Here is a 23,466-nt window from a genome sequence, read left to right on the forward strand (position 1 = left end):
GGACCGGTGCTGCCCCCGCCGCCACCGGCCCCGGTGCACCCGCCGGCCCCACGGTGGAACCGCCGCCGCCTGATGGCGATCGCGGCCGCTGCGGTCGTGCTCGCCGGGAGCCTCGGGTTGCTGGCCCTGCAACGTCGCGACGTCCCGCCCGCCGGGGCGACGGAGCTCACGGTGCCGAGCGTCGAGGGGCTGCCCGTCGCCCGGGCCGCCCGGATCCTGCACCGCGCCGGGTTCGAGGTCGTGCGTGAGGAGGCCGACCACGGCGCCGCGGGCCGAGTGGTCGACCAGTCCCCGGACGCCGGGCCGTACACCGGCGCCGCCACCGTGACGCTCTGGGTGGCGGTCGCACCGACCCCGGAGGCGACGCCGCCGCCGACCACGGCCCCGGAGCCGGGGCCCGAGCGCCGGACCGGGCCGGCGAAGAAGGCGAAGGAGCCCGGACCGGGCCCCGCGAAGGGACCCGGCGACAGCCACGGCAAGGGCGTGGCCAAGGGGCAGGCCAAGGGGCACGGGAAGAAGCACCACTGACGCGGCGGCCCCGGACGCACCCTTGTGGCGCAGGTCACGACCGGACATAGTCGGACGCCACGACGCCACGACAACGAACGGGGGATGCGTGGTCTCACCGATCGACCCGACCGCGACCGGCTTCCTGCTCGCCGAGAACCGCAGCATGCCGATGCACGTCGGCGGCCTGCAGCTGTTCGAGAAGCCCGACGGCGCCGGCCGCGACTACGCCCGCCAGATGTACGAGGCGATGCGCGACGTGTCCGAGGTCGCGCCGCTGTTCCTCAAGCGGCCGCACCGGTCGATCACGACCGCCGGACAGCTGGTCTGGGTCGAGGACGAGCAGTTCGACATCGAGCACCACGTGCGGCACAGCGCCCTGCCGAGACCGGGTCGGGTCCGTGAGCTGCTCGAGCTGGCCGGCCGGCTGCACAGCACCCGTCTGGCGTGGGAGCGGCCGCTGTGGGAGTCGCACATCATCGAGGGCCTGCGAGACGGCCGGGTGGGCCTCTACACGAAGACCCACCACGCCCTGGTCGACGGGATCTCCGCGATGCGGCTGCTGCAGGGCGTGCTCACCACCGACCCCGACCGCCGCGGCATGCCCGCGCCGTGGGACGCCCGCACCCGCCGCAACCAGGCCGCGGCGGCGGAGCCGTCCCGGACCACCGACACCGACCTGGCGGCGATGCCGGCGCAGGTGGTCCGTCAGGCGCTGGGCCAGGCGCTGGGGATCGCGTCCGAGGCCGCCGGGATGCCCGGCGCACTGGTGCGCACGCTCACCAAGGGCGTGCGCAACGAGACGTCGGCGATCTCGCTGCACGCGCCGCGCACCCTGTTCAACCAGAAGATCACCGGCTCGCGCCGGTTCGCCGCCCAGGACTGGCCGATCGAGCGGCTCCGGGCGATCGGCAAGGCCACCGGCACGACCATCAACGACGTGGTGCTGGCGATGTCCAGCGGAGCGGTCCGCGCCTACCTGCTCGAGCAGGAGGCCCTGCCGGAGACACCGCTGGTCGCGATGGTGCCGATCGGCCTGAAGGCCAAGGAGTCGCACGTCGCATCCATAGACGGTGGCAACGCGATCGGCGCGGTGATGTGTCGGCTCGGCACCGACCTGGTCGACCCGGCGGACCGGCTCACTGCGATCCACCGGTCGATGCTGGAGGGCAAGGACGCGCTCTCGAGCATGACGCCCACGCAGATCCTCGTGATGAGCGCCCTCGGCCAGGCCCCGGCGATCGTCGCGCCGATGCTGCGCATGCAGGGCATCGTGCGCCCGCCGTACAACCTGATCATCAGCAACGTGCCCGGCCCGCGCACCACTCACTACTGGAACGGCGCCAAGCTGGTCGGCACCTATCCGCTCTCGATCCCGATCAACGGGATGGCGCTGAACATCACCTGCACGTCGTACGACGGCAACATGGGTTTCGGGCTGATCGGCTGCCGCCGGACCGTCCCGCACCTGCAGCGGCTGCTCACCCACCTCGAGGACGAGGTCCGGGCGCTGGAGAAGGCCGCCGGGGTCTAGAACCCTGCTGAACAACACTCACGGCCACGCGACGCCCGTCTCTCCGCAGCGCCCTATTGGGTGTGTTCCGCTCGCCCTCCGGAGAGGGTTGTTGTCCGGATCTGCCGACGTTGGTCGCGTAGCCGGACGACCAAAACCATGGCAGCACGCAGACCTTGAGCGCGCCGAACGGCCCAGCTGGACGGTTTCGGCAGTCCGGTTACGCGCGACGTCGTCAGTCCGGATCTGCCGCGACCGGAGCGTCCGCACCTGCCGAGGCGAGCGCGTTCTCCGGGTCCGCTCACCACCAGACCCGGGTCCACGGCCCGAACGACTGCAGAGCGCCACTGGCAGCCCGGCTGGGCGATGTGCAGCAGCGCGTCCACCACGACCCGGAGGTCATCGGCGTGCTGGCGGCCGCGCGCGTTGAACACCGGCTCCAACAGCTCCCGCTGGTCATCGTGCAGGTCACGTGGGTACGACACGCCGCGCACGGTGACGCGGCGCTGCATCCGGGCATCGGGACCCCCACACCCAACTAGACGGAGAGCTCCTCGAACCCGCCGCCGACGGTCTCGGCGACGGCGCGCAACCGGGCGCGGGTGATGTCGGCGACCGTGAGGAGCCCGGCGTCGCGGGCGTTGGACCCCTCGCGGGTGGCCTCCGCCGAGTTGATGCTCAGGCAGCGTCGGGTGCCCCCGTCGGCGGCGTTCTGCAGGGCGACCGCGTGCCCGGTGGTGCCGCTGCCGGCGAAGAAGTCGAGCACGACCGCGTCGTCGGGCATCGTGCCGAGGATCCGGCGCACCAGGCCGGTCGGCTTGGGCGACTCGAAGACGTGCCCGACGACGTCCTTGAGCTCGGCGACCGCCGTGTCGGTGGACCCGACCTCCTCGGCGAGCCAGATCGTGCGCAGCTTCTTGCGCCGCACGCCCGGGACGTCTCCCGCCGCGAGCGGGTGCAGCCAGTCCTTCTGGTAGACGTCGACCCGCTCCCCCGCGCGGCCCTTCACCCGCCGGCAGACCAGGTCGTCGGGGCGCTGGTCGATGAGCGGCCGGCTCCACCGCCAGACCGCCGGGCTGCCGTCCCCGAAGACCGGACCGATCTCGACCGCGCCGTCGAACGGTGTGGTCGCCACGCGGCCGGACTCGGGGTCGCCCCACACCGTGAAGTGCAAGGTCCGGGCGGTGACCGGGTTGAACTTCTTGTTGGTGTTGCGCAGCGGCAGGTGCCTGAACCGTCGGCCGTCCGCGTTCTCCAACGGGAAGTCGGCCGGGTCGACGGTCTCGGTCGTCGACGCGTTGAGCACGGTGCGGCGGGCATCGCGGGCGTAGACCAGCAGGTACTCGTGGCTGGTGGCGAACCCCTTGCCGAGCTGGCGCCCCTTGGGGTTGAGGTTCACGACCACCTGGGCGAGGAAGTTGACCTCGCCGTACACCTCGTCCATGAGCAGGCGCAGGTACGCCGCCTCGTTGTCGTCGATGCTCACGAAGATCGCCCCGGTCCCGGAGAGCACCTCCCGGGCCGCCGCGAGCCGCGGGCGCATCATCGCCACCCACGCCTGGTGGTCGGGGAAGCGGTCGCGGTAGGCGAAGTCGTTGCCGGTGTTGTAGGGCGGGTCGATGTAGACCAGGTCGACCGGGCGGCCGAGCAGCGCGGGCACGTGCGGCAGCACGTCGAGGTTGTCGCCCACGACGAGCTGGTTCCACGGCTGCGCCACGGCCCGACAGTAGTGGCGGCACCGGGGCCGAACCTCGCCGAAACGCCCCACGGGCGCGCTCGAGGACGGAGAATCACGGCGTGACCCGCGGGTTCTCGGACGGTCAGGCGCGCCGGCGCCGTGCCCGTGAGCTGCGCCAGCTGCGACGGGACCTGGACCGGCTCGAGCGGCGGCGGCAGCGGCGTACCCGTGCGGGCCTGCCGCGGGCCCGCACCACCACGTCGTTGCTGCTGGCCGTCCTGCTCGCGGTCCTGGCCGTCGCGTGCAACCCGACCTCGACCGGCGAGCGGATCCGCGCGATGCTCGGCATCGGCCAGGACCTCACGTTCACGATCACCGACACCGGCGGGGCGACCTATGCGTTCGCGATGCTGCAGCCGGACGGGCGCGCTCCGGTGACCTGGGACGGCTGCCGGGAGATCCACTACGTCGTGAACCCCGACGGCGCCCCCGCCGGGCACCCGGCGATCGTCGCCGCGGCCGCCGCCGACCTCGAACGCGCGAGCGGACTGCGGCTCCGCTACGACGGCACCACCCACGACCGCACCTTCGAGGACCGGGCGGGCCCGTTCGGCTCCGGCGCTCCCGTGCTCGTCGCCTGGGCCACGCCCGAGGAGGTGCCGGAGCTCGCGGGGGACGTCGCCGGGGTCGGCGGCGCCGAGGCGCGGGCGCTCACCCCGGGCCGGCTCACCTACGTCACGGGCATGGTGGCGCTCGACCGGGACGCCTTCGCCGCGATGGCACGACGGCCGGGCGGCACCGCCCTGCAGCGTGCCGTGGTCGAGCACGAGCTCGGTCACGTGCTCGGGCTCGGCCACGTCGACGACCCGGCGCAGCTGATGTACGCCGAGACCACCGGCCAGCGGCGTCTCGCCCCCGGCGACCGCGCCGGGCTGGCCGTGCTGGGCGACGGACCCTGCGGCTGAGCCTCGACCGCGGGGACAACCGGGCCGGGCCGGGACACAGCCGGGCACCTCCCCGCCGTCAGCCGACGACCACTTAGCCTTGGAGAGGTGCGTACTCGCCTCCTCTCGGTCAGCCTCGCCGCGTGCCTGCTCGCGGCGACGGGTCCCGCGCTCGCGGTGGACGCGGGCAACGACGCGTCCCAGGCCGGTGGCGACACCGGTCGCGGCCGCACCCCACCGCCGCCCCGCAACCTCGACCCCGAGCACAGCTCGGACGGGGCGCGGGGGCCGATCGCGGGGGACGCGCCGCGGTGGGCCCGTCGTACGCCGACGCAGACCTCCCGCGTCGGCTGGCAGGTCGCCCCGGGCGTGACGTTCACCCGCTGGAGCCAGACCGACGCCCGCGGCCCGATCACCGCCCACCTGCTGACGATCGATCCCAGCACACCCGGGCTGCGCATCGACTACGCGAGCATGGGGCAGGTGCGCCGGACCGCGCCGGTGCGCGACATCCTCGCGGTCGACCACGCGGTGGCCGGCGTCAACGGCGACTTCTACGACATCGGCCACACCGGTGCTCCGCTCGGGCTGGGCAAGGACCGGCAGCGCGGGCTGCTGCACGCCCGCGAGGAGGGCTGGAACAGCGCGTTCTTCATCAACCGCCGCGGCGGCGCCCGCATCGGCGACCTCCCGATGCAGGCCAAGGTCGTCGGGCGGCCCGACATGGAGATCACGAACCTGAACTCCCCGTTCGTCCGACCCGGAGGCATCGGCATCTACACGCCGCGATGGGGCCGGACGGCCGGCTACGGCGTCACGCAGGGACAGCGCAAGGCGGTGCGGGCCGTGACCGTCGTCAACGGACGGGTGCGCACCAACAAGGGCAAGCTGAGCAAGGACGAGCCGATCAAGGGGCTGCTGCTCATCGGCCGTGGCCCCGGGGCGGAGAAGCTCCGCAAGCTCGACAAGGGCACTCGGCTCCGGGTGCGGTGGACGCTCCACAACCGGCCGCAGATGGCGATCAGCGGCAACCACTTCCTCGTGCACGAGGGCATCATCCGCGCCGTCGACGACCGCGAGATGCACCCGCGCACCGCGGTCGGGGTCGACTACGACACCGGCGAGGTGCTGCTGCTCGTGATCGACGGACGGCAGGCCGACAGCCGCGGCTACACGATGGTCGAGCTCGCCAACCTGATGGTCGACCTGGGCGCGGACGAGGCCGTCAACCTCGACGGCGGCGGTTCCTCGACGATGGTCGCCAAGAACCGCAAGGGCAACATGGCGGTGCTCAACGACCCCTCCGACGGGTTCCAGCGGTGGGTCGCGAACGCGGTCGAGGTGACCTACTCGCCGCCGTCCTGAGGCACGACCGCGAGCGCCACCGTCGTCACGGGGGCGAAGCACTCCTGGTGTGGCGAGGCCACCTTCGCGACCACGAACCGGGCATCCCTCCCGGTGCCGGCGACCCGGACGTCGGGCGGTACGTCGCATCCCACGGCGACGACGGCCGCCACCAGCACGCTGTCCGCCGCGACGTCGGCCCGCTCGGCAGCCCGGGTGACCTTGCCCGCCAGGGGGCCACGGAACCGACCGGCGTACTCCGCGATCGCGGCGTCGTCGTCGAGCACGGTGACCTCGTCGTCGACGCGGCCCCCGGCCGCGGTGGCCGAGACCACCGTCACCGTCGGCGCCGGCGGGTCGCCCTGCGCCGTGGACCCGTTGCCGCCGGGGTCGCCTGGGGCGCCGGTGCCGTCACTCGTGTCGCCGCACCCGGCGAGCAGGATCGGCACCAGCAGCGTCGCTCCGAGAGTTCGTCGCATGACCATGGGACGGTAGCCGCGCGCGACGGGTTCCACCACGTGACAGGCTGCGGGGGTGCCCCGCTTCACCCGCGCCGAGCTCGAGTCCTACCGTGACGCGGAGGTCCCCGACCTGCTCGGCCCGGGCCTGAAGCTGTTGTTCGTCGGTATCAACCCGGGCCTGTGGACCGCGGCCACGCAGACCCACTTCGCGCATCCGGTGAACCGCTTCTACCCGGCACTGCTGGCCGCGGGCATCATCACCGAGCCGATCAGCCCCTCGGCGGGGATGACCGAGGAGGACCGCGACCACCTGCGCGCCCGCGGCATCGGCATCACCAACCTGGTCCGGCGTGCGACCGCCCGCGCCTCCGAGCTCAGCGAGGAGGAGCTGCGCGCCGGAGGTCTCGAGCTCGTCGAGACCGTGCGGCGCACGGCGCCGCGCGTGGTCGCGGTCGCCGGCATCACGGCCTACCGCACGGCGTTCGGGCAGCGACGTGCCACCCTGGGCCGCCAGCCCGAGCCGCTCGCCCGCGCCGAGCTGTGGATCGTGCCCAACCCGAGCGGCCTGAATGCGCACGAGACGGTCGCGACGTTGGCGACGGCGTACGCCGAAGCAGCGCGCGCGGCCGGCGTCATCTGAGGGCGTGCCTGCCGGGCGCCGCTCACCACTCGTAGCGCAGCGACCACCAGTGCCTGCCCCGCTCGGGCAGCCGGTGCCAGCCGATCCGAACGAGCTCGGCGTCGAGCTCCGCGAGGCGCTGCCGGGCGAGGTCGGTCCACTTGTCGTCGGCCGCATCGTCGAGATCCTGGAAGGGGAACAGCGGGAACCGGTCGCTCGAGCCCGCGTGCTGCGACTCCTCGTGGCCCGCTCCCGGGGTCGCTGCCACGAACCGGTAGACCGGTCCGCCACCGGCGCTCATCACCGCACCGAACAGCGCGCTCTTCCACGAGTGGCGGCCCACCTCCTCGAGCTGGATCTGGATGACACCCTCGGGCGGCTCAGCGATCTCGACGAGGCCGTCGGGGCCGGACCGCTGCCATGACGTCATGGCCCTCACTCCCTCTCCTCGTCGCCATCGTCGAGGCGCCGGGCGCGCGGGGATAGGGGAATACGTCCTCCCCCATGGGGTATCCGCGACAGACTCGAGGCGACGCACGGGCAGCTGCGGTGACGCGGCACCGGTCGTCGAGCGGAGCGCGGTGGTCGAGGTGCGAGCCCAGCGAGCCTCGCAACCACCGCCCCGGGCATGGGTGTAGCCCCGCCGGCCGTGGCCGGCGGGGTCGGGTGCTCAGGTATGTCGCGTGTACGTGCGGCCCATCGGACTGGTCCAGGTGAACAGCCGGTGCCCGACCCGTTCGAGCCGCCAACCGCCCCGGGTCTTCAGGCGAGGGTGGAATCTGCAGGCCGGCACGAGATTGCACGAGCACGTCGGGCCGCCCTTGTCCCAAGGGATCACATGATCCAGATCGCAACCTCGCGATGGTCGGGTGCAGCCCGGGAACACACACGTCGGATGGGTCAGGATCACCTGTTCGCGCAGGCGGGGTGAGGGCGTGTAGCAGGGCACCTCGAGGTGCTCGCTCAGGTCGACGACCGGTCGCACGCTGACGGGGCCGGTGGCGGACGCGCACCAGCCCTCGACCTGGCCGACGAGCACGTGGGAGCGGGTGTTCTCCACACCAGCCAGGGCTTCCTCGGACAGGTGGGTGTAGACGACCAGCTGACGGCGTGGGCGTCGCGGCTGCTGGGTCTCGCCGAGGTCGAGGGTGAGGTCGCCGCGGGCCAGGGCCCCGGCGGCCATCGCCCGACGCACGTCCAGCGTCTCGGTGCAGCCGAGGTCGGCCAGCTCCTGCGCACCCACAGCAAGGGCGTGGTCGAGGTCGAGGGCGTCGGCCAGGTCCAGCTCGCCGCGCACGGTGGTGGTGCCCTCCAACGACGGGGTGTGGGTGTCGACGTCGAAGAACCGGCCCTCCGCCGCCAGCAGCCGGCGGTGCTCAGCCTCGATGGGGTCGAACGTCGCGCGGGCGGCCTCCACGGTGCGCTCGAGCTGCGCCCAGGTGAGCCGGTGCGCGACCGGGGCGAGGTGCCGGTCGACATGGTCAGCACCGTCGGCGGGCAGGGACATGGTGCTGCGGGCGATCTTGCGGGCCCGCCACACCGCCACCTCGCCGGCCATCACCCGCTCCCACAGGCGCGGGAGCCGGTGGCGGACCTCGACCGCATCCCCGAGATAGCCACGCCCCGCGTCCGTGGTCACCCCGATAGCGAGGGCGAAGTCGGCGACACAGAACTCCGCCACCAACGGCGCCCCGGGACCCGCGATCGCCAGCTCCCCCTCGGTCCCCTCGACGGTGGCGGCGTCGTCGAGATCGTCGACCGGGTGCGCGGCCGCCCACTCGGCAGCGAGCCGGAACTTCGCGATCTCCTGCCGGCCCAGCTCGGCCTGGGTCGTCTCCAGGGCAGCCAGCAGCCCGCCGGGACCATCGAGGTCCGGGTGGGTGAGCGGGGTGGCTGCCATGGATCCATCCCAGCACCGCCCACCGACAGCGCAGCCCCGGAATCGGCTTGTTCCACAGGGCTCTGGCAACTTCGAAAGCAAAATCTTCCGGAGTCGCTGGGTGGGTGATGTCGGTAGCCGGAATCCCGGGTCTACGACGGCGACCACAAGCACGACGACCACCAACGATCTCGTGTCGAGAGACCGGCGGTGACCACCTCGCGCGCAACCACGACGGACGGCGACCACGTCCCCCGTCAAAGCCACCCCGACCCGAGATCACCCGCAGGGAAGCGCAGAGCCGCGGCGGTGGTTTCGAGACGGTTGCAGCGCAACCTCCTCAACCACCGGGACGACCCCACGCGGCGGTGGTTTCGAGACGGTTGCAGCGCAACCTCCTCAACCACCGGGACGAGCCCACGCGGCGGTGGTTTCGAGACGGTTGCAGCGCAACCTCCTCAACCACCGGGACGACCACGGTTGCGGCACTTCCTCCTCAACCACCGGGACGACCACGGTTGCAGCGCAACCTCCTCAACACCGGGATCACCCCGGCGCCGGCTACTCGGGGAAGGGCTGGTCCTTGCCGAGGATCGTGAGGCCGTCCTCGACCATGAAGCCGCGGGCGCGGTCGGCATCGGGGTCGAGGCCGACGTGGGCGCCGGGCGGGACGACGACGTTCTTGTCGAGGATCGCGTTATGCACAATGGCTCCGGCGCCCACGTGCACGCCGTTCATCAGCACCGCGCCGGCCACCTCGGCGCCGGCGTCGACCCGCACCGACGGCGACAGCACCGAGCGGCGTACCTCGCCACCGGTGACGACGACGCCGGGCGAGAGCACGGCCTCGTCGACCCGCGGCATCTCACCGGACGCGCCCTGCACGAGCTTGGCCGGCGGCTGGGGGCCGTAGGAGGTGTAGATCGGCCAGTCGAAGTTGTAGAGGTTGAAGACCGGCAGCGGGGAGACGACGTCCATGTGGGCGGCGAAGTAGGACCCGAGGGTCCCGACGTCGCGCCAGTAGTCGCGGTCGCGGTCGGTGGACCCGGCGACGTCGTTGTCCTTGAAGTCGTAGACGGCCGCCTGCTGGCGGCGCACGAACGCCGGCACGATGTCGCCACCCATGTCGTGCTTGGAGCCGATCTCGGTCGCGTCGCGGGTCACCGCCTCGACGAGCGCGTCGGCGTCGAAGACGTAGTTGCCCATCGACGCGAGCACCTCGCCGGGGCTGTCGGGCAGGCCCACCGGGTCGGTCGGCTTCTCGAGGAACTCCCGGATCCGCGTGGGGTCGTCGGGGTGGACGTCGATGACGCCGAACTGGTCGGCCAGCTCGATGGGCTGGCGGATCGCGGCCACCGTGCACGCGGCGCCGCTCTCCACGTGCGCCTTGACCATCTGGTAGAAGTCCATCCGGTACACGTGGTCGGCTCCCACGACCACCACGTAGTCGGGACGCTCGTCGCGCATCAGGTTCAGCGACTGGTAGATCGCGTCGGCGGAGCCGAGGTACCAGTGCTTGCCGACCCGTTGCTGGGCCGGCACCGGAGTGACGTAGTTGCCGAGCATCGTCGACATCCGCCAGGTCTGCGTGACGTGCCGGTCCAGGCTGTGCGACTTGTACTGGGTCAGCACCACGATCTTGAGGAAGCCGGAGTTGACGACGTTCGAGAGCGCGAAGTCGATGAGGCGGTAGATCCCCGCGAACGGCACCGCCGGCTTGGCCCGGTCGGCTGTGAGCGGCATCAGCCGCTTGCCCTCCCCGCCGGCCAGACAGATCACGAGGACGTTCTTCCGGGAGATGCGGGGGGCCATGAGGCCCACGCTAGGGCACGGCTCCTGGTCGGTGCAGGCAACTGCGGGCGAGTGGGCGAGCGAGTAGGTTCGTGCCGTGCGAGTCGACGTGCTGAGCAGGGAGTACCCGCCCGAGGTGTACGGCGGTGCCGGGGTCCATGTGGCCGAGCTGGTGCGGGCGCTGCGGGCCCGCGACGACCTCGCGACCCACGTGCACGCGTTCGGCGCCCTGCGCGACGAGGACCGCACGTCGTCGTACCCCGACCTCGCTGAGCTGGCCAGCGCGAACGCCGCGCTCCGCACGCTCGGGGTCGACCTGACGATCGTGGACGGCTGTGCCGGCACCGACCTGGTGCACTCCCACACGTGGTACGCCAACCTCGCCGGGCACCTCTCCGCGCTGCTGTACGACGTGCCGCATGTCGTGACCGCGCACTCACTCGAGCCGCTGCGGCCGTGGAAGGCCGAGCAGCTCGGTGGCGGATACGCGATCTCGTCCTGGGTGGAGCGCACCTCCTACGAGGCCGCCGCGGCAGTGATCGCCGTGTCGGCCGCGATGCGCGACGACGTGCTCGCGTCCTACCCGCGCATCGACCCGGACCGGGTGCACGTCGTGCACAACGGCATCGACACCGAGGACTGGAGGCCGGTCGCGGATCCCGACCGGGTGCGCGCGCTGGGCGTGGACCCGGACCGCCCGTCGGTGGTGTTCGTCGGGCGGATCACCCGACAGAAGGGGCTGCCGCTGTTCCTGCGCGCCTGCGCCGCGCTGCCCCCGGACGTGCAGATCGTGCTCTGCGCGGGCGCGCCGGACACCCCGGAGATCATGGCCGAGGTCGAGGGCCTGGTCGACGGGCTCCGCGCGACCCGCAGCGGCGTGGTGTGGATCCCCGAGATGCTCCCCCGGCGCGACGTGGTCGCGCTGCTCACCGCAGCGACGGCGTTCGCGTGCCCCTCGATCTACGAACCGCTCGGCATCGTCAACCTCGAGGCGATGGCGTGCGAGACCGCGGTCGTCGCGACTGCGACCGGCGGCATCCCGGAGGTCGTGGTGCCCGGCGAGACGGGGCTCCTCGTGCCGATCGAGCAGGCCTCCGACGGCACGGGCACACCGCTGGACCCGGACCGGTACGTCGCGGACTTCGCCGGCGCGCTGATCGAGGTCGTGTCCGATCCGGTCCGGGCCACTGAGATGGGCCGCGCGGGCCGGGCCCGCGCGATCTCGCACTTCAGCTGGGCGGCGATCGCCGAGCGGACGGTGGAGGTCTACCGCTCGGTGCTGTGAGGTCCCGGGCGGTCGCCGCACGAGCGCCTGTGGAGAACGGATCGACGGTCGTCCCGAACGGGGCAGGCTGCCTCACATGACCGATCACCCGTACCGTCCCACCGTCCGCAGCCAGGCCGACCTCGAGAAGGTCTGGCGCCACCTGATGCAGCCCCTCGGCTTCTCCGGTGCGAGCATCTGGATGCTGCGCCTCGACCCCGACGGCCTGGCCGTGCCCCACCTGCTCGAGATCGCCGAGGCCGAGCTGGCGCCCGACGACCCCGGACCGTTCGCCGGCCTGCTCGCCGACCTCGACAGCGTCGATCCGGGCGGCAGCTACGCGTTCCTGCGCACCCGTCCCGGACACGGCGGCGTCGATGCCGGCGACCGGACCTGGGCGGGCTTCCTCTACACCGCCGGCCGGCTCGCCGGCGTACGCCTCGAGGTCGTCCACCTGGCCACCGACGCCGACATCGTGCCCCTCCCGCTCGACGAGGTCGGGCTGCCGCGCTCGGCCTGACCCCTGTCGAGACGACGGGGCCGCCGCTACCGTGGCCGACCGTGACCAAGCTGGTGTTCCTGCTGCAGGGCGAGTGCCGCGACCTCCACGACCCGCGCCTGCACGAGCGGCTCGCCGCGGCCGGCGTACGCCGACTGCAGGTCAACGTCGACGACGAGCACGTGGCCGACGCGATGCGGATCCCGACCGGCGATCCGGTGCGCGCGATCGTCAGCGTCTGGGATGCCGAGCCCGGTCCTGTCGCCGAGGTGCTCGCCGACGCGGCCGCGACCGTGCACGGTTGGCGCGTGGACGAGCGCCGCCGGCTGGACCCACCGGAGTCGTGGGACGGCAGCCGGGCCGACGCGCTGAGCAACGTCGCGATCCTGCGCCGCCCCGCCGAGCTGGCGCACGAGGAGTGGCTGCGCCGCTGGATGGTCGAGCACACGCCGATCGCGATCCGCACCCAGGCGACCTTCGGCTATGTGCAGAACGTCGTGATCGAGCCGGTGACCGCCGGCGCGCTCGGCGTCGACGCGATCGTCGAGGAGCTCTTCCCGACCGCTGGGATCACCGACATGCACGCCTTCTACGGCAGCGGCGGCAACGACGAGGAGCTGCGGCGCCGGCTCACGGAGCTGATGGCGAGCGTCGCCCGGATCGGCGCCGATCGCGACCTCGACCTGGTCCCGACCAGCCGCTACCTCTACGCCCTGGATCGGGCCATGGGTCAGGCGCTGGGGTAGGTCCGCACGTCCACGACGTTCGGGTAGAACGCGACGTGGCCGGCGATCTCGGCGACCGCGTCGTAGGGCCGCTCGTAGGTCCACACCGCGTTGTCGTGGGTCGTGCCGTCCACGACGAGGCTGTAGTAGCCGGCGTCGCCCTTGTAGGGGCAGTACGTCGCGTGCTCGGTGCGCCGCAACAGCGCCGCGTCGACGTCGGCCAGCGGCACGTACTGCACCGCCGGATAGCTCGCCTCCTGCAGCGTGAGCGCCGACGTGGTGTCGGCGACCATGCGCTCCCCGAGCGTGACGACGACCCTGCCGGGCGTGGGCGTGACCGTGATCGGGTGCCCCTCGTCGGGCACCAGCACCTGCTTCTCGCTCATGGGGTGCTCAACGACGTCATGGCCCCGCATGTTCCGCCCCGGCCCGCCGGCCCCGCGGGGCCGCGACCTGTTCGCACAGCGTTCGACAACGCGACCCGCGATGGTCGCCGGCCACTCCTACGTTCCTGAGCAGATGGCGGCGGCGCGCTCAGCACCGACCGGCCGTTCCTCGGGATCTAGGAGTGCTCCATGCGGCCGTCGCCCGCCGTACGCGCGCGGAACGTGACCAAGACCTTCGGCGACGTCATCGCCCTGGACGGGGTCGACCTCGACGTCCCGGCCGGGCAGATCCACGGCCTCGTCGGCCCCAACGGTGCGGGCAAGAGCACCCTGCTGGCCCTGGTCCTCGGCCTGGCCGCGGTCGATGGCGGCACCCTCGAGATCCTGGGTACGCCGGTGGGGCCGGTGCGCACGGTGACCGGAGGGGTCGCGGGCTTCATCGACGGGCCCGGGCTCTACCCGACGCTCACAGCCCGCCAGAACCTCACCACGCTGGCCCGGCTCCGCGGCGAGGACGGCGAGCGCCGGGCAGACGTGGAGGAGCTGCTCGAGCGGGTCGGGCTCGGCGACGTCGCCGACGACCGCGTCCGCGGGTTCTCCCTCGGGATGCGCCAGCGGCTCGGCCTGGCCGCGGCGCTGCTCGGCGACCCGCGGCTGCTCGTGCTCGACGAGCCGGCCAACGGGCTCGACCCAGCCGGCAAGCGCCGGGTGCACGACGTGCTGGCCGGCCTCGCCGACCGCGGCACCACGGTGGTGCTCTCCAGCCACCGCATGGACGACCTGGCCGCGCTGTGCGACGAGGTCACGCTGCTGTCGGTGGGCCGCGCGGTGTTCACCGGCCCGGTGAGCAAGCTGGCCGCCGAGAGCGGCGAGTTGGACCATCGCGTCCTCACCTCGGACCCCGAGCGCGCCCGTCGCATCGCGGCCGACGTGCCGGCGCTGGCCGTGCGCCCGGTGTCGGGCCGACGAGGCGCCTGGACCGCAGCCGAACCGGCGATCGTCGTACGCGGCGCCGCGACAGCCCTCGACGACCTGGTCGCCCGGCTCGTCGGCGCCGGCATCTCGATCCGCGAGCTTGGTCCCGTGGTCTCGCCCCTCGAGGCCGCCTTCCTCGCCCTCACGGGCGCCGACGCCGACGCCGAGGAGCCGCCCCGATGACCGCGACCGTCGCCGAGGCCCCGGTCCGGACCGACGCCGTCCCCCTGGGGCGGGTCTTCCGGTTCGAGATGGTCAAGCTGCTCGCCCAGTGGCGGATCCGGCTGGTCCTCGTCGCCTGCCTGCTGGCCCCGGCGATCTACTCCGGGGTGGTCAGTCGGCAGACCTCGCTGCCGGCCGACGCGGTCTACGGACGGCTGATGAACCAGTCCGGCTGGGCCGGGTCGCTGACGATCCTGGTGTCCCTGGGCACGCTGCTGCTGCCCCTGCTGACCAGCGTCGTCGCCGGTGACGTCTTCGCCATCGAGGATCGCCTGGGCACCTGGCGCCACGTCCTGGTCGCGGTGCGCTCACCGCGCCGGGTGTTCGCGGCCAAGGCGCTGGCGGCGCTCACCGTCACCCTCACGCTGTTGACCTGCCTGATGGTGTCCTCGACGGTGGGCGGGCTGGTGTCGGTCGGCAGCCATCCGCTGCCGGGCCTCGACGGGCACCTGCTCGGCCCGGACGAGCTCGCGCGCACGGTCCTGTGGGCCTGGCTCACGCTGGTGCCACCGACGCTCGCCTTCTCCGCCGTCGGCCTGCTCGGCTCGGTCGCGCTGGGCCGCTCGCCCTTGGGGCTGCTGGTCCCGGTCGCGGTCGCGCTGGTGCTCATGGGCGTCCAGGTGATGCCGGTGCCGGTCGCGCTCCGGGTGTCGCTGCCGATGAACGCGTTCATCTCCTACCGCGGCCTGGTCACCGACCCCGCCGAGCTCGACTCGCTGTGGATCGGTCTGCTCGTCTGCGGGTCGTGGACGGTCCTGGCCACGCTGCTGGCCTACCGCCTGTTCGTACGCCGCGACTTCACCGATCTGGCCAACGACGGCTCGGCCCGCCGCTTCGTCACGGGTGGGCTCGCGCCGGTGGCCGGGCTCGTCGTGGTGACAACGCTGGCCGTCGCCGCGGCCACGGGCGCCACCGGCTCGGGCATCGACCGCCCGAAGCTCGAGGCCGCGGTCGCGCGCTCCTTCGGCAACCTCTACGTGATCCAGACCGATCGGCTGCACCGGCCGGCGGTGACCGTCGCCGACCTGGACGCGACCGCCCGGTGCGACAAGGGCGGCGACCTGGTCGAGGACGAGGGCGCCGGGAGCGGCTGGCGGTGCACGGTCCGCTGGACCCTGCCCGGCAGCAGCGCCGTCGGCACCGCGATCTACCAGCTCGACGTGCTCCCCGAGGGACGGTTCGTCGCCGACGGCGACGGCCCCAAGGAGGTCAACGGGTTCTTCCAGGTCCGTGGCCCCGCGGGTGACGCTCCCAACCCGCTCTGGCAGTTCGACGGTGTCGTCGACCTGCTCGATCCCCCCACGAAAGGACAGCAATGAAGGTTTCGCGCAACCGCGTGGTGAGGCCCCCGAAGGGTCTGGCCCGCGCCCGCACGTTCGGCCTGGTGGCCGGCGCGCTGACCCTCGTCGCCACGGGCGGCGTCGCCGCCTACGGCACGACGGTCGGCTTCGGCGACAACCTCGTCGGTGAGGAGTACGCCGGCGGCCTGCAGATCTCCTCCGACCAGATGATCAAGCCGCTCGGTGAGCGGCTGATGACGCCGTACGGCAAGTTCATGGGCGCGACGGTCAGCCCCGACGGGCGGTTCCTCGCCGCGACGGCCAACGACCGCTCGGTCTCCCTGCAGATCTTCGACCTCGAGTCCTACCAGCTGATCTGGCGCGGCGGCACCGCCTCCGGCGTCGACCTGCGCCTGTCGGACAACACCGTCGGCCAGGAGGGGCCGCTCTACTCCCCCGACGGCGCCTTCCTCTTCATGCCCAACGCGACCGGCATCACCCGGTTCCCCGTGAACGCCGACGGGACCCTCGCGGCGGGCACCAAGATCGCGATCCCCGACGCAAGCGGAAAGAAGGCACTGACCGCGGGCATGGCGTTCAGCGCCGACGGCTCGACGCTGTACGCCGCGGTCAACGGGCAGAACTCGGTCGTGGCGATCGACCCGGCCGCGGGCACGATCGAGCGGACCTGGCCGGTCGGCATCGCGCCGCGCCAGCTCGAGGTCGTCGAAGGCAAGGTCTACGTCAGCGACGAGGGCGGCCGGGTCGCGCGTCCGGGCGAGACGACCATCGACTCCTACGGCACGGCCGTGCCCGCGGACCCCGAGCTCGGCACCTCCACGACGGGCGTGCTCAGCATCATCGACGCGGCGCACCCCGACGCCCCCGTCGGGCAGATCGACGTCGGGCTGCACCCGACCGCGATGCACCTCGAGGGTGATGCGCTCTACGTCGCCAACACCAACGACGACACGGTCTCCGTGGTCGACACCACCACGAACGCGGTCGTGCAGACGATCGAGACCCGGCCGTGGCAGAGCTCGGAGGTCGGCTACGCCCCCGACGCCGTGACCGTGCAGGACGGCCGGCTGCTGGTCAGCCTCGGTCGCGCCAACGCGATCGCGGTCTACCGGCTCGGCGAGAGCGCGCTGGACCCGGTCAGCTACGTCGGGCTGGTCCCGACCGACTACTACCCCGAGGACGTCTTCACCGTCGGCGACCAGGTCGTGGTCACCAACCGGCGCGGCATCGACGCCCGCGGACCGCTGATCCGGTTCGACAAGGGCTACGGCACCACGCCGGCCACCGGCCACGGCACGCACGGCACGACCGCGTCACTGACCCGGTTCACGCTGCCCAGCGATGCGGAGATCAAGGAGACGCACACGCCGGCGGTCTTCGCCCAGAACGGCTGGGGCCCAGCCCGCACCGACGTCGCGCACGCCACGGGCCACCGGGCCCGGCCGGTCCCGGTGCCGCGGCGGATCGGCGACCCCTCGACGATCAAGCACGTGTTCATGCTGGTCAAGGAGAACCGCACCTACGACCAGGTGCACGGCGACATGCCCGAGGGCAACGGCGACGCGAGCCTCGCGCAGTTCGGCGAGGACGTGACCCCGAACATCCACGCGCTCTCCCGCCAGTTCGGCCTGTACGACAACACCTACGACACCGGCACGAACTCCGCCGAGGGTCACAACTGGATCATGCAGGGCGACAACCCTGAGTACACCGAGTCGAGCGCCGGCGAGTACGTCCGCAGCTACGACACGGAGGAGGACGTCCTGGGCCACCAGCGCTCGGGCTTCCTGTGGACCGCCGTCCAGGCCGCGGGCCACTCGGCCAAGAACTTCGGTGAGTTCGTCTTCTCCTCGAGCGGCAAGCCGGCCGGCTCGACCTGGCAGCAGTACTACTGCGCCGCCCAGGACGTCGAGCAGGGCGGCGATCCCGCCCAGCTGACCTCCCCGGAGCTGCGGGGCGACTACGGCTCCCCGATCCCGTCGCTCAACGAGATCACGGTGCCGACGGCCCCGCCGTTCGACATGCAGATCCCGGACCTGTACCGCTACCAGATCTGGAAGCAGGACTTCCTGGCCAACGGCCCGGAGGACTTCCAGATGGTGTGGCTCTCCGACGACCACACCGGCGGTCCGGTGACCCCGCGGTCGAACGTCGCCGGCGGCGACCTCGCCCTCGGCAAGATCGTCGAGACGATCTCGCACAGCAAGTACTGGAAGGACTCGGCGATCTTCGTGGTCGAGGACGACAGCCAGAACGGTCCCGACCACGTCGACGGCCACCGCGCCCCGATCCAGGTCATCAGCCCGTGGGCGGTGCACGGCCGGACGGTCTCGACGTACTACTCGCAGATCAGCATGGTCCGCACGATCGAGCAGATCCTCGGCGCGGAGCCGTTGAACCAGAAGGTCGCGGCGGCCACGCCGATGTACGACGCGTTCCAGCGCACGCCGGACTTCCGGCCGTACACGGCCCGGGCCAACCGCGTCCCGCTCACCGAGAACATCGCGACCGCACCCGCGTGCGGCCTCGACACCCCCAGCGGGCGGCACGCGGTCGCTCCGGCCCGGCCGGTGCCGAGCCGCTACGTCTCGACGTCGGCCGCGTGGGAGAAGTGGTCGGCCAAGCAGCACCTGACCGGCCGGCGGGCGCAGGCGGACTACGCCAACCCCGAGCTGTTCAACCGGTGGACGTGGTACCAGACCCACCACTGGGACCTGCCCTACCCGGGCGACCCGAAGATCTACCTGCCCTCGGAGGTGCCGGGCGCCGCGCTGCCGGGCTCCGACGTCGACTGACGCCGCACTGATCCACTGATCCATCGCATGGCCAGGTGGCCCGCCGGGAGCTCCCGGCGGGCCATCGCCGTCCTCGCACGTTCAGGGCGCCGTCGAGTGGTGGACCGGGCCCGATCACCCCGCGCGGCGTCGCGGGTGCGGCGCCCCACAGCTCACGTGGCCGTCACCGCGCTGAGGACGGGGTCGACCGCGTCGAGGAGCCTGGTCACGTACGACGGCGGCACGGCTGGGTCGGCCGCGCTCTCGAGCTCGCCGATCTCGATGCCGACGACCTCGGACTCGGCGAGGACCTCCGCGGTCGCGTGCAGGTCCGCGAGCGACATCCCGTCCGGCACCAGGTAGTCGGTCGGCACGGTGCCGGGCTCCAGGACGTCGCAGTCGATGTGCACGTACACCGGCCGCCCCGCCACCGCGGTGCGCAGCTCGTCGGCCATCCGGGGACCCACCTCGACCAGCGCGACGGTGCCCGCGTCCACGAGGGCCTGTTCGTCCGGGTCGAGGTCGCGGGCGCCCACCACGATGGCGCGGTCCGGCGACAGGCCCGACCCGAGGCCGGAGTCCCACAGGCCCAGCGGCCCGCTGTAGGCGAGCCCGCCGAGGTATCCGCTCGGGGTGGTCGCCGGGGTGTTCAGGTCCGCGTGGGCGTCGAACCAGACCACCACCGCGTCCGGGCGGTGCCGGGCGACCACCGGGAGCGTCGCGAGGGCGACCGCGCACCGGCTCGATGCGGTGACCGGCGTCCGGCCCGCCCCGAGCACCGCGTCGAGGCGGGCAGCCATCGCGCGGAGCGTGGGCGTCGCCGCGGCGAGCTCCTCCGCCCAGCCCACGGACAGGGCCGGCTCCGGGGCGCCCACCACCGCCGGGGCCGTCCCGAGCCGGTCGGCGAGGGCGGCGGCGAGCTCCCGCGAGGCGACCATGGCCAGGTCGTTGTGGTCGCCGGCCCGTCCCGCGAAGTGGCTCAGCGCGACGCGACCCGCGTCCGTCGGGGTGGGTGCGGCTGCGGTCGAAGCGGCTGGGTGGGGGTTCATCGGTCCTCCTCGGCGGTGAGAGTCCCTCGTGCTGTCGACGAGTGATCACGACGCTAGGGACCGGCGAAGTGGTGCCACAATGGGCCAGATGCGGTCGATCTGCCGAGTCGGGAAGCATGGTGCCGGGCCCGAATAGACTGAATGCGTGATCGACGACCTGGACCACCGACTCCTCGGCATCCTGCGCGCCAACAGCCGCACCCCCGTCGCCGTCCTCGCCCGCGAGCTCGGCATCAACAGGTCCACCGTGACCGCACGGATCGACCGGCTCGTCGACACCGGCGTCATCGAAGCCTTCACCATCCGGCTCGGCAACGACGTCGACCGTGACGCGATCCGAGGCGTCACCACGGTCGTCACCGAGCCGCGGCTCGGCCAGGACGTGGTCCGCGAGATCCGCGGCTATCCCGAGGTCGAACGACTCCACTCCACCACGGGAGCCTGGGATCTCGTGGTCCAGCTGCGGTGCAGCACCCTCTCGGAGTTCGACCTGGCCCTCGAACGGATCCGCGCCGTCCCCGGCGTGCGGGACACCCAGACCAGCCTGCTCTTCAACTCGTTGACGACCGCCTGACGACCGACCCGCCCAGCACGCCGGCCTCGATCTCGCGTGGCTAGCGAAGCTAGATGAAGATCCCGAGGAACAGCACCACGACCAGGCCGGTCACCGAGAGCACGGTCTCCATCAGCGACCAGGTCTTCACGGTCTGACCCACGCCCATCCCGAAGTACTCCTTGACCAGCCAGAAGCCGGCGTCGTTGACGTGGGAGAAGAACACCGAGCCGGCGCCGACGGCGAGCACCACCAGCGAGGTCTCGCCCGTCGACATGCCGTCGACGAGCGCGACCATCAGCGAGCTCGCGGTGATGGTCGCGACGGTCGCCGAGCCGGTGGCGAGGCGGATCAGCACCGCCAGCACCCAGGCGAGCAGGAGCACCGAGACGTCCGCGTCCTTGGCCCAGTCGGCGAGCAGGGTGCCGATCCCGGTGTCGACGAGCACCTGCTTGAAGCCGCCGCCGGCGGCGACGATGAGCAGGATCCCGGCGATCGGCGGCAACGACCGCCCCACGGTGTCGGAGATCGTCGCCTTGTCCATGCCGGCGCGCACGCCGAAGGTGTACATCGCGACGAGGACAGCGATCAGCAGCGCCACGAACGGCGCCCCGATCACGTCCCCGACCTGCTGCACGGTGTTCTCCGGGTCGTCGATCACGATGTCGAGCACGGCCTTGCCGAGCATGAGCACGACCGGCAGGAGCACGGTCGCGATCGTGACGCCGAACGACGGGCGTCGGGTGGCGACGCGCTCCTCGGCCTCCCAGGTGTGCGGCGGCTCGACGACCACCCAGCGACCGGCGATCGCGCCGAAGAGCGGACCGGCGACGATGATCGTCGGCACGGCCACGAGGATGCCGAGGGCGAGGGTCACCCCGAGGTCGGCGCCGAGGTAGTCGATGGCGGTGACCGGGCCGGGGTGCGGCGGGACGAACCCGTGCATCGCGGAGAGGCCGGCCAGGGCCGGGATGCCCACGGTGATCAGCGAGACCTGTGCGCGCCGGGCGACCAGGTAGATCACGGGCATCAGCAGCACCAGGCCGATCTCGAAGAACATCGGCAGGCCGATGATCGCGCCGACCGCGGCCATCGCCCACGGCAACAGCCGGCCCGACGCGCGCCCCACGATCGTGTCGACGATCTGGTCGGCGCCGCCGGACTCGGCGAGCAGGATCGCGAACATCGCCCCCAGGGCGATCAGGGCCCCGACGCCGGCGGTCGTGTCACCGAGCCCCTTCGTGATCGAGGCGAGGACGTCGTTGACGTTCTGGCCGGCGATGATCCCGACGGTCAGGCCGCCGAGGATCAGCGCCAGGAACGGGTGCAGCTTCACGACCGTGATCAAGACGACGAGCAGCGCGATCGCCACCAGGGCGGCGGTCAGCAGCTGCCAGCCGGGCGCCACGGGGTCCACGAGCGGACTCGCGGCGAGCGGGAGCACGGCGGATGACGGGGACATCAGTTCTCCTCCACGGGGGTGGTGTCGGATCCGGAACGGACCCGGTCGACGTAGGTCTGGACGATCCGGTCGACGCTCTGGTCGACGTCGATCGCGAAGCCGCGCTCGTCGGGGGCCAGCGGCTCGAGCGTCGCGAACTGCGAGGACAGCAGGGACGCCGGCATGAAGTGCCCGGGCCGGCTCGCCTGGCGACGTTCGATGACCTCACGGCTGCCGGTCAGGTGCACGAACTCCAGCTCGGCGACGTGCTCGCGCAGCCGGTCGCGGTAGGCACGCTTGAGTGCCGAGCAGCTCACGACCCCACCGTCGGGGTGGTCGGCCAGCCAGCGCCCGATCGTCTCCAGCCACGGCCAGCGGTCCTCGTCGTCGAGCGGCTCACCGCGCGACATCTTCGCGATGTTGCTCGCCGGGTGCAGGTCGTCGGCGTCGACGAACGGTACGCCGAGGCGCTGGGCGAGCGCGGCGCCGACGGTGGACTTGCCGGAGCCGGACACGCCCATGACCACGAGCGGGTGACGCGACATCGAGACCTCCTGCCCGCCTGGTGGCCCCGGCGGCCGGTGTGCGGGTCCTCACATGGTGCGCTCATTCGTCATACTTTTGCAAGAGTCAGTCTTGAATCGCCCGCCTATTCATAGGGCCGCCGCGCGGTGGAATGATGTTTGCCGTGACGACCTCCCCGCCCGTCGGCCAGCACGCGAGCGTGCTCGCCGCCCTGGGTGGCCGGATCGCCTCGGGCGCGCTCGCCACCGGCCAGGTGGTCACGCTGGACGGGATCTGTGCGGAGCACCGGGTCTCCCGCAGCGTGGCCCGCGAGGCGATCCGGGTGCTGGAGTCGATGGGGCTGGTCGCCTCGCGGCGACGGGTCGGCATCACCATCCAGCCGCGCGAGCGGTGGAACGTCTTCGACCCGCGGGTGATCCGCTGGCGCCTGGACCTCGGCGACCGCACCGACCAGCTGCTCTCGCTCTCCGAGCTGCGCCGCGGCATCGAGCCGGTCGCCGCCGCACTGGCCGCCGAGCGGGCCGACGGCGAGCAGTGCCGGGTGCTCGCGGCCGCCGTGTCCGACATGGTCGTGCACGGGCGCTCCGGCGACCTCGAGGCCTACCTGCGCGCCGACACGCTGTTCCACCGCACGCTGCTCGAGGCGAGCGGCAACGAGATGCTGCGCGCGCTCCAGGACGTCGTCGCCGAGGTGCTCAGTGGGCGCACCCACCACGGGATGATGCCGGCGCGGCCCAACCCGGACGCGATCGCGCTGCACGACGAGGTGGCCCGGGCGGTGCGCCTGGGCGATGGTCCCGGCGCCGAGCGCGCCATGCGCGCGATCATCGACGAGGCCGCGGCCGCCCTCCGCGCCGAGCAGGGGCACTGAGCCCGAGCCCGCCCAGCAGGGTCTCGGCTGCGAACTCCGCGGCGGCCCGCTCGAAGACCGCGCCGTGGCGCAGCATCGCGTGCCGGCCACCGGGCACCTCGACGTACTCGACCTCGGCCTGGCGGGCCAGCGTGCGCGCGACCGA

23 protein-coding genes and 1 pseudogene are annotated in these 23,466 nt (G+C 72.4%); 14 read left to right on the forward strand and 10 right to left on the reverse strand.

Going from position 1 to position 23,466, the window contains the following annotated elements; genetic code table 11:
• The 3 genes from VGD85_RS08520 to VGD85_RS08530 all read left to right on the forward strand — a co-directional run.
• Window positions 1-528: PASTA domain-containing protein (locus tag VGD85_RS08520; RefSeq protein ID WP_331063026.1), on the forward strand; the 528-nt coding region annotated here is incomplete at its 5' end.
• Window positions 529-616: 88 nt separating this feature from the next.
• The gene (locus VGD85_RS08525; RefSeq protein ID WP_331063027.1) at window positions 617-2,041 is read left to right on the forward strand and encodes a wax ester/triacylglycerol synthase family O-acyltransferase; all 1,425 of its coding nucleotides are present in this window, start codon (window positions 617-619) and stop codon (window positions 2,039-2,041) included.
• Window positions 2,042-2,388: 347 nt separating this feature from the next.
• Window positions 2,389-2,562, forward strand: coding sequence for a hypothetical protein (locus tag VGD85_RS08530; protein WP_331063028.1), 174 nt, complete (start codon window positions 2,389-2,391; stop codon window positions 2,560-2,562).
• Here VGD85_RS08530 and VGD85_RS08535 read toward each other — a convergent pair.
• Window positions 2,559-3,737, reverse strand: coding sequence for a site-specific DNA-methyltransferase (locus VGD85_RS08535; RefSeq protein ID WP_331063029.1), 1,179 nt, complete (start codon window positions 3,735-3,737; stop codon window positions 2,559-2,561). The two genes, VGD85_RS08530 and VGD85_RS08535, sit on opposite strands and share 4 nt — an antisense overlap.
• 80 nt (window positions 3,738-3,817) lie before the next feature.
• Here VGD85_RS08535 and VGD85_RS08540 point away from each other — a divergent pair, with 80 nt between their 5' ends.
• Window positions 3,818-4,663, forward strand: coding sequence for a matrixin family metalloprotease (locus tag VGD85_RS08540; protein ID WP_331063030.1), 846 nt, complete (start codon window positions 3,818-3,820; stop codon window positions 4,661-4,663).
• An 87-nt stretch (window positions 4,664-4,750) separates the two neighbouring features.
• Window positions 4,751-6,007 carry a phosphodiester glycosidase family protein gene (locus tag VGD85_RS08545; RefSeq protein ID WP_331063031.1) on the forward strand — a complete coding sequence of 419 codons (1,257 nt, stop codon included), beginning with the start codon at window positions 4,751-4,753 and terminating at the stop codon, window positions 6,005-6,007.
• Here the strand turns inward: VGD85_RS08545 and VGD85_RS08550 are convergent.
• Window positions 5,989-6,465 (reverse strand): hypothetical protein, encoded by a 477-nt coding sequence (locus tag VGD85_RS08550; RefSeq protein WP_331063032.1) that lies wholly within the window; start codon window positions 6,463-6,465, stop codon window positions 5,989-5,991. The two genes, VGD85_RS08545 and VGD85_RS08550, sit on opposite strands and share 19 nt — an antisense overlap.
• A 55-nt stretch (window positions 6,466-6,520) precedes the next feature.
• Here VGD85_RS08550 and VGD85_RS08555 point away from each other — a divergent pair, with 55 nt between their 5' ends.
• Window positions 6,521-7,087 carry a mismatch-specific DNA-glycosylase gene (locus VGD85_RS08555; RefSeq protein WP_331063033.1) on the forward strand — a complete coding sequence of 189 codons (567 nt, stop codon included), beginning with the start codon at window positions 6,521-6,523 and terminating at the stop codon, window positions 7,085-7,087.
• A gap of 22 nt (window positions 7,088-7,109) precedes the next feature.
• Here VGD85_RS08555 and VGD85_RS08560 read toward each other — a convergent pair whose 3' ends face one another.
• The 3 genes from VGD85_RS08560 to glgC all read right to left on the reverse strand — a co-directional run bounded on the left by VGD85_RS08560 (window position 7,110) and on the right by glgC (window position 10,757).
• Window positions 7,110-7,496, reverse strand: a complete 387-nt coding sequence (locus tag VGD85_RS08560) for a hypothetical protein (RefSeq protein WP_331063034.1) — start codon at window positions 7,494-7,496, stop codon at window positions 7,110-7,112.
• Between the two features lie 240 nt (window positions 7,497-7,736).
• Window positions 7,737-8,966 carry a DUF222 domain-containing protein gene (locus VGD85_RS08565; RefSeq protein ID WP_331063035.1) on the reverse strand — a complete coding sequence of 410 codons (1,230 nt, stop codon included), beginning with the start codon at window positions 8,964-8,966 and terminating at the stop codon, window positions 7,737-7,739.
• Between the two features lie 540 nt (window positions 8,967-9,506).
• Window positions 9,507-10,757, reverse strand: a complete 1,251-nt coding sequence (gene glgC / locus VGD85_RS08570; protein WP_331063036.1) for a glucose-1-phosphate adenylyltransferase — start codon at window positions 10,755-10,757, stop codon at window positions 9,507-9,509.
• A 76-nt stretch (window positions 10,758-10,833) separates the two neighbouring features.
• Between glgC and glgA the strand changes: the two genes are divergently transcribed.
• The 3 genes from glgA to VGD85_RS08585 all read left to right on the forward strand — a co-directional run bounded on the left by glgA (window position 10,834) and on the right by VGD85_RS08585 (window position 13,245).
• Window positions 10,834-12,021, forward strand: a complete 1,188-nt coding sequence (gene glgA, locus VGD85_RS08575; protein WP_331063037.1) for a glycogen synthase — start codon at window positions 10,834-10,836, stop codon at window positions 12,019-12,021.
• A gap of 76 nt (window positions 12,022-12,097) precedes the next feature.
• Complete coding sequence (locus VGD85_RS08580) at window positions 12,098-12,520, forward strand: hypothetical protein (protein WP_331063038.1); 423 nt, start codon at window positions 12,098-12,100, stop codon at window positions 12,518-12,520.
• Between the two features lie 41 nt (window positions 12,521-12,561).
• Window positions 12,562-13,245: a hypothetical protein gene (locus VGD85_RS08585; protein WP_331063039.1), complete on the forward strand. Its 684-nt coding sequence runs from the start codon at window positions 12,562-12,564 to the stop codon at window positions 13,243-13,245.
• Here VGD85_RS08585 and VGD85_RS08590 read toward each other — a convergent pair.
• Window positions 13,230-13,610, reverse strand: a complete 381-nt coding sequence (locus VGD85_RS08590) for a DUF427 domain-containing protein (RefSeq protein ID WP_331063040.1) — start codon at window positions 13,608-13,610, stop codon at window positions 13,230-13,232. The two genes, VGD85_RS08585 and VGD85_RS08590, sit on opposite strands and share 16 nt — an antisense overlap.
• A 189-nt stretch (window positions 13,611-13,799) precedes the next feature.
• Between VGD85_RS08590 and VGD85_RS08595 the strand changes: the two genes are divergently transcribed.
• Genes VGD85_RS08595 through VGD85_RS08605 form a run of 3 tightly spaced genes read left to right on the forward strand, consistent with a single transcriptional unit; the run spans window position 13,800 to window position 18,903 of the window.
• Window positions 13,800-14,768, forward strand: coding sequence for an ABC transporter ATP-binding protein (locus VGD85_RS08595; RefSeq protein WP_331063041.1), 969 nt, complete (start codon window positions 13,800-13,802; stop codon window positions 14,766-14,768).
• Entirely contained in the window at window positions 14,765-16,126 is a 1,362-nt protein-coding gene (locus VGD85_RS08600) for an ABC transporter permease (protein ID WP_331063042.1), read from the forward strand. The genes VGD85_RS08595 and VGD85_RS08600 overlap by 4 nt, the downstream gene beginning before the upstream one ends.
• A gap of 17 nt (window positions 16,127-16,143) precedes the next feature.
• Window positions 16,144-18,903, forward strand: a complete 2,760-nt coding sequence (locus VGD85_RS08605; protein WP_331063043.1) for a bifunctional YncE family protein/alkaline phosphatase family protein — start codon at window positions 16,144-16,146, stop codon at window positions 18,901-18,903.
• Window positions 18,904-19,055: 152 nt separating this feature from the next.
• Here VGD85_RS08605 and VGD85_RS08610 read toward each other — a convergent pair whose 3' ends face one another.
• Complete coding sequence (locus VGD85_RS08610) at window positions 19,056-19,931, reverse strand: arginase family protein (protein ID WP_331063044.1); 876 nt, start codon at window positions 19,929-19,931, stop codon at window positions 19,056-19,058.
• Between the two features lie 145 nt (window positions 19,932-20,076).
• Here VGD85_RS08610 and VGD85_RS08615 point away from each other — a divergent pair, with 145 nt between their 5' ends.
• On the forward strand, window positions 20,077-20,505 hold the full coding sequence (locus tag VGD85_RS08615; RefSeq protein WP_331063045.1) for an Lrp/AsnC family transcriptional regulator: 429 nt from the start codon (window positions 20,077-20,079) through the stop codon (window positions 20,503-20,505).
• Between the two features lie 49 nt (window positions 20,506-20,554).
• Here VGD85_RS08615 and VGD85_RS08620 read toward each other — a convergent pair whose 3' ends face one another.
• Together VGD85_RS08620 and VGD85_RS08625 are read right to left on the reverse strand one after the other, a co-directional pair.
• Window positions 20,555-21,946 (reverse strand): gluconate:H+ symporter, encoded by a 1,392-nt coding sequence (locus VGD85_RS08620; RefSeq protein ID WP_331063046.1) that lies wholly within the window; start codon window positions 21,944-21,946, stop codon window positions 20,555-20,557.
• Window positions 21,946-22,470, reverse strand: coding sequence for a gluconokinase (locus tag VGD85_RS08625; RefSeq protein WP_331063047.1), 525 nt, complete (start codon window positions 22,468-22,470; stop codon window positions 21,946-21,948). The genes VGD85_RS08620 and VGD85_RS08625 overlap by 1 nt, the downstream gene beginning before the upstream one ends.
• Before the next feature lie 134 nt (window positions 22,471-22,604).
• Here VGD85_RS08625 and VGD85_RS08630 point away from each other — a divergent pair, with 134 nt between their 5' ends.
• The gene (locus VGD85_RS08630; RefSeq protein ID WP_414690783.1) at window positions 22,605-23,321 is read left to right on the forward strand and encodes a FadR/GntR family transcriptional regulator; all 717 of its coding nucleotides are present in this window, start codon (window positions 22,605-22,607) and stop codon (window positions 23,319-23,321) included.
• On the opposite strand, the pseudogene VGD85_RS08635 reads toward VGD85_RS08630, so the two are convergent.
• Window positions 23,275-23,466, reverse strand: a pseudogene (locus VGD85_RS08635) (hypothetical protein); the annotation flags it as partial. The gene VGD85_RS08630 and the pseudogene VGD85_RS08635 overlap by 47 nt on opposite strands.

The sequence above is a fragment of the Nocardioides sp. genome (assembly GCF_036401255.1).
Lineage (GTDB): Bacteria > Actinomycetota > Actinomycetes > Propionibacteriales > Nocardioidaceae > Nocardioides.